Source organism: Pantoea sp. SM3 (assembly GCF_000963995.1).
GTDB classification, from domain to species: domain Bacteria; phylum Pseudomonadota; class Gammaproteobacteria; order Enterobacterales; family Enterobacteriaceae; genus Pantoea; species Pantoea rwandensis_B.
Genome location: NZ_JZRD01000020.1, coordinates 1 through 13896 on the forward strand (window position 1 = coordinate 1; position 13896 = coordinate 13896).

Consider the following 13896-nt stretch of genomic DNA (forward strand, 5'->3'; position numbering starts at 1 on the left):
ACTCCTGACTCCTGACTCCTGACTTCTTTACTGATTACAGTGAACGTTCTCACTTATGCCCTTCCCTTTCGGCCGATTATGGCGAGTCCATTTAAGACAAAATTGCTGATTATAGTGAACGCTCCGCTGAGAGAGCGATTTGGGTTACTGATTACAGTGAACGTTTGAATGTGGCTTAGACAAATTGCTGATTACAGTGAATGCCAGCTAGCCATACGAGCTGTCGATTACTGATTACAGTGAACACTGGGCCAAATTAATGCTCTCTACATGCAGTCTACTGATTATAGTGAATGCTTATGTTGGGACTGTGGTGTCTCCACCTACCGAAAACGTCCACAGCCGATTTCGTCATGGGGAAACCAGGCTTTCAACGGCTCAGCGTGAAAAATCAATATTACTGATTACAGTGAACGTAGCGCAGATGTTTACTGATTACAGTGAACCTATTGCCACTTACAGTGAATGTTTGCTGATCACAGTGAATGTTATGCAGAATATAGTGAATGCAGACTGTGATTTCAGCCGTAACACCCTGCCCGCAAATCTTGTGCAACGGACGATCAAATTACTGATTACAGTGAATGCTGGAGCAAATTCGCGAATGCGGCGTTGCTCACACTTTCATCCATTATTCCGCGCTGATTAAAACATCTCCGCTGATTACAGTGAATGTTGGACTAACACTCTCTTACTCAAGGTATTTTCTCAGCGCTAAATGTTTCGCATTAGATGAGATAGATTTGCCTCATGTGCAGGATTTCGGTATAAAGTCATAAATCCTACATGTGTGGAGCAAGTATGGCTAACGATGAGAAGCAAGTTCTGAAAGTCGCACAACGTTCAGAAAAAATGCTAATGAGCCTGACGGAACAGATTCAGGCGCAGAAAGAAGAGTTGCAGGAAAACACTTTTTATCAGGTTTACGCCAAAGCGGCGTTAGCCAAACTCCCTAAATTAACGCGTGCGAGCGTTGATTACGCTGTAAATGAAATGGAAGAGAACGGCTATCCATTCGATAAACGTGCGGCGGGCAGCTCTACCAAATACGCAATGTCCATCCAAAACATCATTGATATCTACCATCACCGTGGTGTGCCAAAGTATCGCGATCGTCACGCAGAGGCATTCACGCTGTTTGTTGGTAATCTCAAAGGTGGCGTATCGAAAACTGTCTCAACGGTCTCACTGGCCCATGCGCTGCGTGCGCACCCGCATCTGTTGTATGAAGACCTGCGCATTCTGGTTATCGACCTCGATCCGCAATCCTCTGCCACCATGTTCCTCAATCATGAGCGTTCGGTCGGACTGGTGGAAGCCACAGCTGCGCAAGCGATGCTGCAAAACGTGGGCCGCGATGAGTTGCTTAACGAATTCATCGTGCCATCGATCATTCCAGGTGTAGACGTACTACCGGCCTCCATTGACGACGCCTTTATTGCATCACGTTGGGAAGAACTGTGTGCTGAGCATCTGCCTACGCAGAATGTGCATGCGGTTCTGTATGACAACGTCGTAGCAAAATTGAAGAAAGACTATGACTTCATCTTTATTGACAGTGGCCCACATTTGGATGCCTTCTTAAAGAATGCCATCGCCGCATCTGATTTACTGATGACGCCAGTTCCACCTGCACAAGTTGATTTCCACTCGACGTTGAAGTATCTGACGCGCCTGCCGGAACTGATTGGCATTATCGAGGAATCAGGCGCATCCTGCCGCTTGCAAGGCAACATCGGCTTTATGTCCAAGCTATCGAATAAAGCGGACCACAAGCTGTGTCACAGCCTGGCGAAAGAGATCTTTGGTGGCGACATGCTGGATGCTGCTTTACCACGTCTGGACGGTTTTGAGCGTTGTGGTGAGTCGTTTGATACGGTGATCTCTGCGAACCCATCGACCTATGTGGGCAGCACCGAAGCCTTGAAGAATGCGCGTTCGGCAGCGGAAGATTTCGCTAAAGCCGTATTTGACCGCATTGAATTTATTCGCCTGAACTGAGGTTACTATGAGCGCAAAACGAATCACGATTGGCCGTACCTTCAGCCAGACACCTTTGCAGACTGAGGATGCCTCAGATGGACATTCTCAAACCTTTATCCTTTCGACCGGTAAACGTGCCCTGTTCACGCTTGAACACATTTCGGCGAAGGAAATTGAAGAAAAAACCTATGTGGTAATGGAGACTAACGGTCGCGATCAGTCAGGCCTGACGCCTGAATCGCTGCGCGACATTATCCGCACCATTAAATTACAGCAGTTCTTCCCTGCTATTGGTGTGAAGCGTGGCGACCGCATCGAAATTTTGGATGGTTCCCGCCGCCGTGCCGCTGCTCTGCACTGCAAAACCGGGCTGGATGTGCTGGTCACTGAGGTTGCCATCACGGCAGATGAAGCACGTCGTCTGGCGCAGGATATTCAAACCGCACGCGAACATAACCTGCGTGAAGTGGGGATGCGCCTGCTGTCATTAAAAGAGAGTGGCCTGTCACAGAAAGAGATTGCTCAAAGCGAAGGTCTTTCGCAGGCAAAAGTTACGCGTGCGCTGCAGGCCGCGAGCGTACCACTAGAGTTGGTTACCCTGTTCCCAAATCATTCCGAGTTAACCTACCCGGATTACAAAACGCTGCTGCAGGCGTATGAGAAGCTTCAGGAGATTGGTCAGTCGGTCGAAGCGTTAATTGATACCATTGGCATGGATGTTGATACGGTCTGCGCACGTGATGGTCTGGCTGAAGATGAAGTAAAAAATGGGATTCTGCGTCTGGTGCGTAATGGTAGCCAAACGCTGATCCAGTCGCCAGCAAAGGACAAAGCGGTTGCTACTCCACTCTGGACGTTTGCTGATAAAGATCGCTATGCCCGCAAGAAGACACGCGGCCGCATGTTCAGCTACGAATTCAATCGCCAGTCGAAAGAATTGCAAGATGAGTTGGATCGGGTGATAAACGAGACACTCAATAAATATCTCAATCAGTAGCGAAATGCCGCCTTCGGGCGGTTTTTTTTTGCCTGAATTTCAGCTTTTCGCCAGTGCTATTTCATCGCTAACTGTATGAAAAATATCTAACCTATGTAGAAATTTCAGGCTGAAATCGCCAACTTTTTCACCGTATATATGCGTAAAATTCTTGCGCTGTAGAGTTTAGTGAATCTAAGGTGAAGGCAAAATAACCAGCTGGATAGGAAATCAACAAAGGCTACCCAGGGAAGGAAATAAGATTGCGGATGCCCTGAAATTTTCTTCATTCGCCATCAGGATTTCACGGATAATTAATTGAATTAAAAGTGTTTTTCAAATTAATTTCAGGCTGAAATCGCCAGCATTTCAGCAAATTTCAGCGCTGCATCGATGTAACTAACCCGGTTTAGCCAGATGATATTCAATGATTTATCCACAGAAAAGGTGGATAACTTTATTCGAGTCATTAGGCTGTAAGTGACAAACCGCTGGGCGACTGCCAAACCGCTTCCCGAACGCGAACAGGCTTGTTTATCAGACCTAATGCATAGAAACGATCGGCGATGATTTGTTGCTCTTTAATCACTTCAAATGCCATTGAACGGGTTTTATGACTGCGTCGTGTTAAAGCTCTTTCAACAGCCAAAAGGTCAAGACCCAATTCCTGCGCAAGCAGACCAGCAGCTTCCTGCCGATGATTATCAATAAAAATGCCGGTCTGCTGTAAACTCACCACCAGCTGCTGGGCCACGTCATGATGTTTTTCCACATAATCGCGACGTGCCAGATAAAATTGATGGTTGCGCACACGCCCTTCACCGTTGGCCAGTACGCGCAATTCAGGATTGCTCTCTGCCGCACTGAGTAAGGGATCCCACATCATCCATGCATCGACCGCCAGATAGTCACTTGCCGTCAGAGGATATTTTGGCGGTGCATATACCACTTTGAGTTCATCAAGGGCGATACCTGCTTCTTCCAGCAGCTGCAGCAGTAACCAGTGCACATTAGAACCTTTATTGACCGAAATACGTTTCCCACGTAAATCAGCAATACTCCGAATATCGCTATTGTTCGGGACAATAATCCCCACGCTGCTGGGCGCAGGAGGTTCCCAGGCTATGTAGGTCACGGCATTGCCATTCGCCTGGGCGAAAATAGGCGGCACCTCGCCGGTTGTACCGAAATCGATCTCGTTATTTTGTAAGGCATAAAGCAGTTGAGGCCCGGCAGGAAATTCACTCCACAACACGTTAACCCCCTTCTTTGCAAAGCACTGCTCAAGACTTTGACGCGCCTTTAATACACCAAGATTCCCGAATTTCTGATAGCCGATACGTAACTCACGCTCCTGATTAGGCTCATTAACAGAGGCAGTTGCAACGTGACTTGTCGTCTTACGCCGTCCTTTTATCATTCCCTGATGAGCAAGATGGGTACGCAGCGTGTGGCGGCTGATGCCAAGTAGCGCAGCGGCCTGTGTCTGATTGTGTTCGGTGAATTCCAGCGCGTGAGTAATCAGGCTAGCGATGACGCGATCAAACAGCTGATTGGGCTTAGTGGAGAGTTGTTGACGCAGGAAGTTATCAAGCGTTGATTCTTCTGCGTGGCTAAAGCCCTGTTCACTGTATCTCGTCAGCCGCAAATGGGTTGGCGTTAGCGTCTCCTCCCGACTCAGAAGCACTGCGTTGTGAAGCGTATTTTCCAGTTCGCGAATATTGCCCGGCCAGCTGTACTCCAGCAGCACTTCCAAAGCATCCGGTGACAAACGACGCACCGGTCGACCTAAACGACGTGCATACAGCGAAAGGAAATGCTGCGCCAGTAGCGGGATATCATCCCGACGATGCCGCAACGGAGGCAGCGGCACGACGGCAATGTTAAGGCGATAGTAAAGGTCTTCCCTGAATTGACGTTCACGTATCGCCTGTGCCAAATCTACGTGGGTGGCAGCAATGACACGCACATCCACTTTGATCGGCTTGCGCGAGCCCACGCGCGTAATCTCGCGCTCCTGCAGCACGCGTAGCAACTTGACCTGTAGCGACAGACTCAGCTCTCCAATCTCATCCAGCAGCAGGGTGCCGCCCTGCGCAGATTCAAACCAGCCGGGATGCGCCTGGGTCGCGCCGGTAAATGCCCCTTTCTCATGACCAAAGAGTTCTGCTTCGGCAAGACTTTCGGTTAAAGCACCGCAGTTAACGGCGAGAAAGGGGCCATGGCGGCGTTGGCTATGATGATGGAGATAACGTGCGACCACCTCTTTTCCCGTCCCGGTTTCGCCGACAATCAGTACAGTGGCATCCGTAGGGGCGAATTTGTCGAGCAGTGATTGAAACGCAAGTGAAGCCGGGTCGACTAAACGTGGTGAGTCAGCGTAATTGCTATAGTTGGTCAGCATTGATTGATTTCCGCGGGGGAGAATCAGTACACGCTAAACGTTGCTATTCACTGTGAATAGCAGGAAAAAAGCATAAGCAGTTGCATATGCAGCAATAGCTGTGGGTAGCAAGTTGCCGATGCAACAAGCAGAAATGACGCTAAATATCTAACCTGCTGAAAAACCGTGATTATCAATAGCGGGAAAGCTGGCACGTTTTTCGCTAACAGCTATATAACTAAAAAAGCAGCCCGAAATGACCATTTTTAAATAAAGTTATATAGGAAAAGCATAATGGCCGAATCCGCAAATAAGAACATCAATGTCTTCTGGTTTCTCCCGACGCACGGTGACGGTCGCTATCTCGGCACCACGGAAGGTGGGCGCCCGGTCGATTTAGCGTACCTACAGCAAGTGGCATTGGCTGCCGACAATCTCGGTTACTACGGTGTGCTGATTCCCACCGGCAAAAGTTGCGAAGATTCATGGCTGGTTGCTTCTGCACTGGCACCCATCACCAAAAGACTGCGTTACCTGGTTGCCGTGCGTCCAGGATTACAGCCGCCGACATTAGCCGCGCGTATGGCTACCACCTTAGACCGCCTCTCTGAAGGACGTTTGCTGATTAACGTGGTGACCGGCGGTGACCCGGTTGAAAATAAAGGCGACGGCATCTTTCTCAATCACAGTGAACGCTATGAAGTCACCAAAGAGTTTCTCGACGTGTATAGCCGTTTAATGCGTGGAGAGAAGGTTGACTATGAAGGGCAGCATATTCACGTTGAAGGCGCGGAGGTGTTGTTCCCGCCGGTGCAGGAAAATGGCCCACCACTCTATTTTGGCGGTTCGTCGGAGGCCGCAATTGATGTCGCTGCTGAGCAAATCGATACCTATCTGACATGGGGTGAACCCCCTGAGCAGGTCGCAGAAAAGCTGGCAGTCGTCCGTGAACGTGCAAAAGCGCGCGGGCGCAAACTGGAATACGGCATCCGTCTGCATGTCATCGTGCGTGAAACGGAACAGGAAGCGAAAGCGGCAGCAGAGAAATTGATCGGCCATTTGGATGAAGACACCATCGCGCAGGCGCAGAAGATTTTTGCGCGTATGGATTCGGCAGGTCAGGCGCGGATGAGCGCGCTGCACAAAGGCTCGCGCGATAATCTCTACATCGCACCAAACTTATGGGCAGGCGTCGGTCTGGTACGTGGCGGAGCAGGAACGGCCCTGGTGGGCAGTCCTGAACAAGTTGCCGAACGCATACGGGAATATCAGGCGCTGGGTGTGACCAACTTCATCCTGTCGGGATATCCGCATCTGGAAGAGGCGCATCGTGTGGCAGAATTACTGCTGCCACTGTTACCGCTGGCAAATGGCCAGCAACAGCGCGCGCGCACCATTAACACCGGGCCGTTTGGCGAAACCATTGGTGGCGATAAGCGTCCTTCGAAACAGACGAGCGCCAGCTAATGCAGGAGAAGACGATGGCTCGATCTCACATCATCATCACCGGTGGCGGGTTCAGCGGAACTGCGCTGGCGATTCATCTCGCGCGCCAATCGTCCTCTCCATTACTGATTACAGTGGTCGAACCGCGTGAGCAGCTCGGCGGTGGTGTGGCATACTCCACGCAGGAACCGGCGCATCGCATCAACGTCCCGGCGTCACGCATGCAGCTCAGCGGCGATGAGCAGGGCGCCTTTGATCGCTGGTATCGTCAGCAGCCTGAGTGTTCACTGGATTCAGTAGCCCATTGCGATGACGGCTCAGTCTATCCGCAGCGCGCGATGTTTGGACGCTATCTGGCCGAACAGTTTGCTCTCGCTGCAAAACGGTATCCACAGATCGAACTTCGGCACATGCAGGCCAGTGCCGTGGCCTGGGAAGGGCAACAGCTGTTACTCAGCAATGGCGAGATGTTACAAGGCGATCTACTGGCATTAGCGATCAGCCATCCGCCGCCCTCATTGCCTCGCTCGCTGCAACCCTTTGCTCAGCACCCAGCGCTGATTGCCAATCCGTGGCAAGCCGGCGTGCTGGATGCGATAAACCCTGACGCCGCCGTGGCCATTATCGGAACGGGCCTGAGTATGGCAGATGTGGTTGCCTCATTAGGCACTCGGCACCATCAAGGCCCATTAACCGCCTTCTCGCGCCGTGGGCAGCTCTCACGCGCTAATCTGCAGGGTGAGTGGCCTGAATGGACGTTAGCGCCTCAGAACGTCCCTGGCGTGCGTCTATGGCTGCATCACATCAGGGATGAGGTTGATCGTGCCGCACGGCAGCAATTACCCTGGCAGCGCGTGCTGGATGAGGTACGCGCACAGGGCCAAACCATCTGGCAAACCTTACCGCTGCACGAGCAAAAGCGCTTTGTGCGCCATCTGCGCTCGTGGTGGGATGTACATCGTTATCGTATCGCGCCGCAGGTATCAGCGGAAATCATCCGACGACAGCAGCAGGGGAGTTTGCAGGTGCTGGCAGCCAGACTGCAGGCCATTACGGCGCAGGGCAACCAGCTGGCAATCACTCTGCACACGCGCAACGGTGAAGTTGAAACGCGCTTGCTCGATCATCTGATCGTCACCACGGGACCGGGGCATGATGCGCTGACACAAAGCCAGCCGCTGCTCCGTTCACTGAGTGACCAAGGCCTGATTCGCGGTGATCAGCTTGGCTTTGGCCTCGACGTTGATACGCAGACACACGCACTGAATCAACAAGGCCTGCCCAATGCCCGCCTGTTCGTGGTCGGCCCCGCCGCCCGCGCGCGTTTCGGCGAGTTGATGGGCCTGCCGCAGGTTGCCGATCACGCCGCTGCCGTTGCTCAGCAAATTCTCGAAGATCTTCACATCGCTCAAGATGAGCGATGTCCCCCTTACGTTTCTTAATCTCTCAAACATCCTAAAAACACACTAACGAACGCCGGGTCGTCGCACGATCACGGCCTCGCTATGGAGATTGCTATGCCATCGCAACGTGAAATTCGCCTGAATGCTTTTGATATGAACTGTGTCGGACATCAATCACCGGGCCTGTGGGCGCACCCGCGCGACCGCTCCTGGCAATACAAGGATCTGGAGTACTGGGTCGATTTGGCGCGATTGCTGGAGCGAGGCAAATTCGACGGTTTGTTTATCGCCGATGTGTTGGGCATTTACGATGTGCTGAACGGGAACGGCGATGCCGCGATTCGTCAGGCAACGCAAGTGCCAGTTAATGACCCGCTGGCCTTGATTACGCCGATGGCGCTGGTGACCGAGCATCTCGGCTTTGGCCTCACTGCATCGCTGTCGTTTGAACATCCTTATCCTTTTGCGCGCCGTTTATCGACGCTCGATCACCTGACCAAAGGGCGTATCGGCTGGAATATTGTGACCTCTTACCTGGAGAGTGGGGCGCGCAATATTGGCCATCAGGCGCAGAGCGATCACGACAGTCGCTATGACTACGCCGATGAATATTTGCAGGTGGTCTACAAGCTTCTGGAAGGTAGCTGGGAACAGGATGCGGTAGTACGCGATCGTGAACGACGCATCTTCAGCGATCCCCGCAAAATCCATCCGATCAATCATCAGGGCACCTTCTTCAATGTGCCGGGCATTCACCTGTGTGAGCCGTCGCCGCAGCGCACGCCCGTGTTGTACCAGGCGGGGGCATCGAGCCGTGGCAAACAGTTTGCCGCTGAGCATGCGGAGTGCGTGTTTGTTGCAGCGCCGTCGAAAGTTTTGCTGAAGAAAACCGTGGCGGACATTCGTCGCCGTGCAGAAGAAGCAGGCCGCGATCCTCGCCGCATCCTGATTTTTAATCTGCAAACAGTGATCGTCGGGGAGACCGATGCTGCCGCGCAGGCGAAGTGGAAGGAATATCAAAACTATGTCAGCTACGAGGGTGCACTTGCGCTGGTATCCGGCTGGACCGGTATCGACTTCGGTCAATATCAACCGGACCAGGTGCTGAAGTACCTTCACACCAATGCCATCCAATCGGCAGTCGAAACGTTCTCCACTGCCGACCCTGATCGCCAATGGACGGTAAAAGCGCTGGCGGATTGGGTTGGCATTGGCGGGTTTGGCCCGTTGATAGTCGGCAGTGCAGAAACCGTCGCCGACGAATTGCAAAGTTGGGTGGAAGACACCGACGTTGATGGCTTCAACCTCGCCTACGCGTTGACGCATGAAACCTTTGAAGATGTGGTTGAACTGCTGATTCCTGAGCTGCAAAAGCGCGGTGTTTACAAGAAGGCGTATGCGGAAGGTACGCTGCGCGAGAAGCTGTTTAACGCCGGACCACAGTTAACCGCGCCGCATCCCGGCGTGGGCTATCGAGTGAAGCATTCGGTACTGCCGGAGGTCATATGATTGAAATTGACCAGTTGAGTAAGCATTACCGCACCGCGGATGGGCGCGTCACCGAGGTGCTGAAAGCCATCAACTTGCAGGTACCGCAGGCCAACATCACCGCTGTCGTTGGGCCCAGCGGCGCGGGAAAATCCACGCTGGCGAAGTGCATCAGTTTATTGGAGCAGCCCAGCGCGGGCAGCATTCGCGTCAATGGCAGCGATCTCTCGCGGCTGAATGGCGAAGCACTGCGACGCGCGCGCCGTTCGATTGGCACCGTTTTTCAATCTTCTGCCCTACTGCAGCGCAAAAGCGCCTGGGAAAATATCGCGCTGCCATTGCGTTATCTCGGCGTGGTCGAACGGGAGATTTCCGCACGCGTGGGTGAGTTGCTGGAGAGTGTAGGTCTGAGCCATAAAGCCAAAGCGTTTCCCGGTCAGCTATCGGGGGGCCAGCGTCAGCGTATTGGCATCGCTCGTGCGCTGGCGCTTCGCCCTTCCGTGCTGCTGGCCGACGAGGCGACGTCAGGACTGGATCCTGAAGCCACGGTTGCTGTGCTGGACTTGCTGAAAAAACTGCGTGACGACTACAAGCTGGCGATTGTGCTGATCACCCACGAGATGGATGCCGTGCGTCAGGCGGCGGATGCGGTTGCCGAAATTCGCGATGGGCAGATTGTGCAGTATGGCGTGGTGAAGCAGTTACTCGCACAGCCTGATTCCTCCCTGGCCCAACGCTTATTTCCACTGGTGGCACAACCTGGCGTGGCGGAATTAATCCTGCAACTGAGTTATCGCACAGATGTCCCGGTCATCAGCGACTGGATTTCGCGTCTGAGTGTGCAATTCAATCTGCGTATCGATCTGCTCGGCGCGCACGTTGAGCAGGTGAACGGCATTCAGGCCGGACGCTTGCAGGTAGGCATCCACTTCCAGCAAGAACGCGTGCCACTGGCGCGATTACTGGCGCAACTCGAACAGTTTGGATTAGTCGCCAGCGTCTCGGGCAGCGTTCATCAGTTGCGGGAGGCAGTATGAGCATTTCCGTGATAAGTCAGGATACGCCCTGGCTGGAGATCCCGGCGTTGATGTTGCCCGCCATGGCCGAAACGGCACTGATGGTCGGCATTGTGATGCTGTTCGTGGTGACGTTCGGCGGTATCGTTGGCGTGGTGCTATTCAACACCTCAGTGCAGGGGTTATTTCCTCATCGCGGCATTCATCGGGTGCTGAGCTGGATCGTGAATATGGGGCGCTCGTTGCCATTTCTGGTGTTAATGGCTGCGATTATCCCGTTCACTTTCTGGCTTACCGGCACCACCATCGGCATCCCTGCTGCCGTCGTCCCGATGATTGCGGCTGGTATTCCGTTCTTTGGCCGCCTGGTGGATAACGCGCTGCGTGAACTGCCAGGCGAAGTGACGTCGGTGGGTTTGGTGTGCGGGGGGTCGCGCTGGCAAATCATCCGTTCGGCGCAGCTGAGTGAGGCCTTACCTGCTGTTGTTGCCGCCATTACCCTCAACCTGATTTCCATGATTGAGTACTCCGCCATCGCTGGCACCATCGGCGCGGGCGGTATCGGTTATTTAGCCGTGGTGTACGGCTATCAGCGCTTCGACAACCACATCATGATCGCCACCATCGTGGTGCTGATCGCTTTGATACAAACCATTCAATTTATCGGCGACCGTTTAGTCGCTGTTTTACGCCATCCTCAGGGGATATCACGATGACAACACAAGAATTTGAGTTACGTAAGACGCGCCGCTGGCCGTGGCTGCTACTGATCATAGTGGTCATTGTATTGGCCGCTGCCGCCTGGTTCTGGCGCAGTCAGCAACCGCAAGCGGTAGTGTTTGGCTCCACGCTACAAATCCACTTTGAACCGGCAATGGCGGGAGAACAGAAGTTGATTGAGTATGTTGGCGAGCACATTGCGCCGGATTATGGCCTGAAGCTGGAAGCGGTGGGCGTGCAGGATCCGGTGCAGGCGGACCGCGCCGTGGCACAAGGGCAATATGCGGCAACCGTCTATCAGCACCAGTGGTGGTTGAAACAGGTAGTGGATGCCAATGGCTTCAAACTCACTTCGGCGCTGCCGCTGTTCCAGTGGGCGTTTGGTGTCTACTCGGATCGTTATCAATCAATCGCTGACCTGCCGCAGGGCGCCACCATTGTGGTGCCAGATGATGGCGCCAACCAGGGCCAGGCCCTGTGGCTGTTGGCACGTCAGGGTTTGATCACACTCGATCCTAACGTTGAACCACGTACCGCCAAATTAAAAAACATTGTCGGTAATCCGCATGGCTTCGTCTTCAAAGAACTCGATTTGCTGACCATGCCACGCGCATTAAATTCGGTGGACGCGGCGATTGGCTATGTTTCTCAGTTTGATGCCGGAAAAGTGCCGCGTGATAAAGGCATTCTGTTCCCACCGGCGCCGCGTACTTTTGCTTCGCAGTTGGTGATTGGGACGCCGTACCTGGAGCAGGAAAACATTGTGAAACTCAAGCAGGCGTTTTCCGATCCTCGCGTCCAGCAGTGGCTGAAAACCACCGATGATCCCTTAGTAAAAGGCGTATTAGTGCCGGTCTCTGCTGATTAATCCTGACGTTAAACAGCCTTACCCGGACACGCGATGCGTGTTCGGGCTTTTGTGTTTGTGTTTTGATTTATATCATTGTTTTATAACAATTAAATATCACTATTTGTTGCTTTGGACCTGATAGGTAAGCGCTTATAACAACCTCACCTGCACAACTAAAAAACAACGTGAGGCATTATGAGTTCCGTTTCTTTCGAAAACACCTTACCGGCGTCTGAGCCGGTTCGTTCGGTCAGCGATGTGGCAAGGCTGATCAACACCCGCAGTGACAAAAACAATTATGCGCGCATGATTGTGTTCCTCGCGCTCGGCGGCGTCTACCTCGATGCCTACGATCTCACCACGCTCTCTTATGGGATTGACGATGTGGTACGCGAATTCCAGCTTTCTCCTCTTCTTACCGGATTGGTGACGTCCTCAATCATGGTCGGCACCATTGTCGGGAACCTGATTGGTGGCTGGCTCACCGATAAATATGGCCGTTACTCGGTGTTTATGGCCGATATGCTGTTCTTCGTGGTCTCCGCCATCGCAGCGGGATTAGCGCCCAATGTCTGGGTACTGATTGGCGCACGTTTCCTGATGGGGATTGGCGTGGGTATCGATTTACCCGTGGCGATGTCCTACCTGGCGGAATTCTCTAAATTCGCAGGCAAAGGCAACAAAGCCGCGCGACTCGCCGCCTGGTGCCCGATGTGGTATGCCGCGTCCACGGTGTGCTTCGTGCTGATCTTCGCGCTCTACTTCCTGCTCCCAAAAGAGCATCTTGACTGGTTGTGGCGCGCATCACTGTTGTTCGGGGCTGTTCCTGCATTGCTGATCATCGCAGTACGCAGCAAGTTTATGAACGAATCACCGCTGTGGGCAGCCAACCAGGGCGACCTGAAATCCGCGGTGCGCATTCTTCGTGACTCGTACGGCATCCATGCTCACGAGGCCGAACCCGAAGCGCCACCAGCAGAAGCGGCACCCAAAGTCAGTTTTCGCGTGCTGTTCCAGAAACCCTGGCGTGAACGCACCATCGTGGCAGGCGTAATGAACATCTGCATTTCGTTTGAGTACACCGCAATCGCCTTCTTCCTGCCTTCGATTCTTGCGCAGTTTCTTGGTGCAGGCGTGTTTGAAACTATCTCTGCATCGCTCGGCCTGAACGCGCTGTTTGCTTTCACCGGCGGTCTGCTGGGCATGCGTCTGGCCTGGAAATATCCGTCTCGCCATGTAGCAATCGCCGGATTTGCACTGCAGTTCTTCGCACTGATTGCGTTGGCATTGATTGGGCACCCTGAAGCGATCGCGGGGATTGTGTTTGCGGTGCTGATGCTGGGCTTGTGGTTGTTTGCTGAAGGCTTTGGCCCGGGTGCGCAGCTGATGGTCTATCCGGCGCTCTCTTATCCGACGTCCATTCGCGCGACTGGCGTGGGCTTCAGTCGTGCGCTGTCAGGGATTGGCAGCGCACTGGCGCTGTTTATTCTGCCGATTCTGCAGGCGGCGCTGGGCACCAACATGTTCTGGGTGGTGTCGCTTGCTGCCATCATCCCGATCTTTTTCCTGCTCGCGGTTCGCCACGAACCGACGCGACACGACATCGACGATCTTTCTCATCAGGAGTGATT

10 protein-coding genes are annotated in these 13896 nt (G+C 53.3%); 9 read left to right on the plus strand and 1 reads right to left on the minus strand.

Annotated elements, in window-relative coordinates; translation table 11 throughout:
• Positions 1-801 precede the first annotated feature (801 nt).
• Entirely contained in the window at positions 802-2001 is a 1200-nt protein-coding gene (locus VI01_RS13010) for an AAA family ATPase (protein WP_045815484.1), read from the plus strand.
• Between the two features lie 7 nt (positions 2002-2008).
• Entirely contained in the window at positions 2009-2980 is a 972-nt protein-coding gene (locus VI01_RS13015) for a ParB family protein (protein ID WP_045815485.1), read from the plus strand.
• A gap of 448 nt (positions 2981-3428) precedes the next feature.
• Here the strand turns inward: VI01_RS13015 and VI01_RS13020 are convergent, their stop codons facing one another.
• Positions 3429-5360: a sigma-54-dependent Fis family transcriptional regulator gene (locus tag VI01_RS13020; RefSeq protein WP_045815520.1), complete on the minus strand. Its 1932-nt coding sequence runs from the start codon at positions 5358-5360 to the stop codon at positions 3429-3431.
• Between the two features lie 276 nt (positions 5361-5636).
• Between VI01_RS13020 and ssuD the strand changes: the two genes are divergently transcribed.
• The 7 genes from ssuD (at position 5637) to VI01_RS13055 (ending at position 13894) form a co-directional block, all read left to right on the plus strand.
• On the plus strand, positions 5637-6809 hold the full coding sequence (gene ssuD / locus VI01_RS13025) for an FMNH2-dependent alkanesulfonate monooxygenase (protein WP_045815486.1): 1173 nt from the start codon (positions 5637-5639) through the stop codon (positions 6807-6809).
• 14 nt (positions 6810-6823) lie between these two features.
• Positions 6824-8230 (plus strand): FAD/NAD(P)-binding protein, encoded by a 1407-nt coding sequence (locus VI01_RS13030; RefSeq protein ID WP_045815487.1) that lies wholly within the window; start codon positions 6824-6826, stop codon positions 8228-8230.
• A gap of 75 nt (positions 8231-8305) precedes the next feature.
• Positions 8306-9700 carry an LLM class flavin-dependent oxidoreductase gene (locus tag VI01_RS13035; RefSeq protein ID WP_045815488.1) on the plus strand — a complete coding sequence of 465 codons (1395 nt, stop codon included), beginning with the start codon at positions 8306-8308 and terminating at the stop codon, positions 9698-9700.
• The gene (locus tag VI01_RS13040) at positions 9697-10716 is read left to right on the plus strand and encodes a methionine ABC transporter ATP-binding protein (RefSeq protein ID WP_045815489.1); all 1020 of its coding nucleotides are present in this window, start codon (positions 9697-9699) and stop codon (positions 10714-10716) included. Before VI01_RS13035 ends, VI01_RS13040 begins: the two co-directional genes overlap by 4 nt.
• Positions 10713-11411: a methionine ABC transporter permease gene (locus VI01_RS13045; RefSeq protein WP_045815490.1), complete on the plus strand. Its 699-nt coding sequence runs from the start codon at positions 10713-10715 to the stop codon at positions 11409-11411. The genes VI01_RS13040 and VI01_RS13045 overlap by 4 nt, the downstream gene beginning before the upstream one ends.
• Positions 11408-12283, plus strand: coding sequence for a MetQ/NlpA family ABC transporter substrate-binding protein (locus tag VI01_RS13050; RefSeq protein WP_045815491.1), 876 nt, complete (start codon positions 11408-11410; stop codon positions 12281-12283). Before VI01_RS13045 ends, VI01_RS13050 begins: the two co-directional genes overlap by 4 nt.
• Positions 12284-12460: 177 nt before the next feature.
• Positions 12461-13894, plus strand: coding sequence for an MFS transporter (locus tag VI01_RS13055; RefSeq protein WP_045815492.1), 1434 nt, complete (start codon positions 12461-12463; stop codon positions 13892-13894).
• The last annotated feature ends 2 nt before the right edge of the window (positions 13895-13896 follow it).

Bases quoted from the DNA above. Each gene is read 5' to 3' on its own strand.
- ssuD (WP_045815486.1), top strand. From the start codon at position 5,637: ATGGCCGAATCCGCAAATAAGAACATCAATGTCTTCTGGTTTCTCCCG.
- VI01_RS13035 (WP_045815488.1), top strand. From the start codon at position 8,306: ATGCCATCGCAACGTGAAATTCGCCTGAATGCTTTTGATATGAACTGT.
- VI01_RS13050 (WP_045815491.1), top strand. From the start codon at position 11,408: ATGACAACACAAGAATTTGAGTTACGTAAGACGCGCCGCTGGCCGTGG.
- VI01_RS13015 (WP_045815485.1), top strand. From the start codon at position 2,009: ATGAGCGCAAAACGAATCACGATTGGCCGTACCTTCAGCCAGACACCT.
- VI01_RS13040 (WP_045815489.1), top strand. From the start codon at position 9,697: ATGATTGAAATTGACCAGTTGAGTAAGCATTACCGCACCGCGGATGGG.
- VI01_RS13010 (WP_045815484.1), top strand. From the start codon at position 802: ATGGCTAACGATGAGAAGCAAGTTCTGAAAGTCGCACAACGTTCAGAA.
- VI01_RS13055 (WP_045815492.1), top strand. From the start codon at position 12,461: ATGAGTTCCGTTTCTTTCGAAAACACCTTACCGGCGTCTGAGCCGGTT.
- VI01_RS13045 (WP_045815490.1), top strand. From the start codon at position 10,713: ATGAGCATTTCCGTGATAAGTCAGGATACGCCCTGGCTGGAGATCCCG.
- VI01_RS13030 (WP_045815487.1), top strand. From the start codon at position 6,824: ATGGCTCGATCTCACATCATCATCACCGGTGGCGGGTTCAGCGGAACT.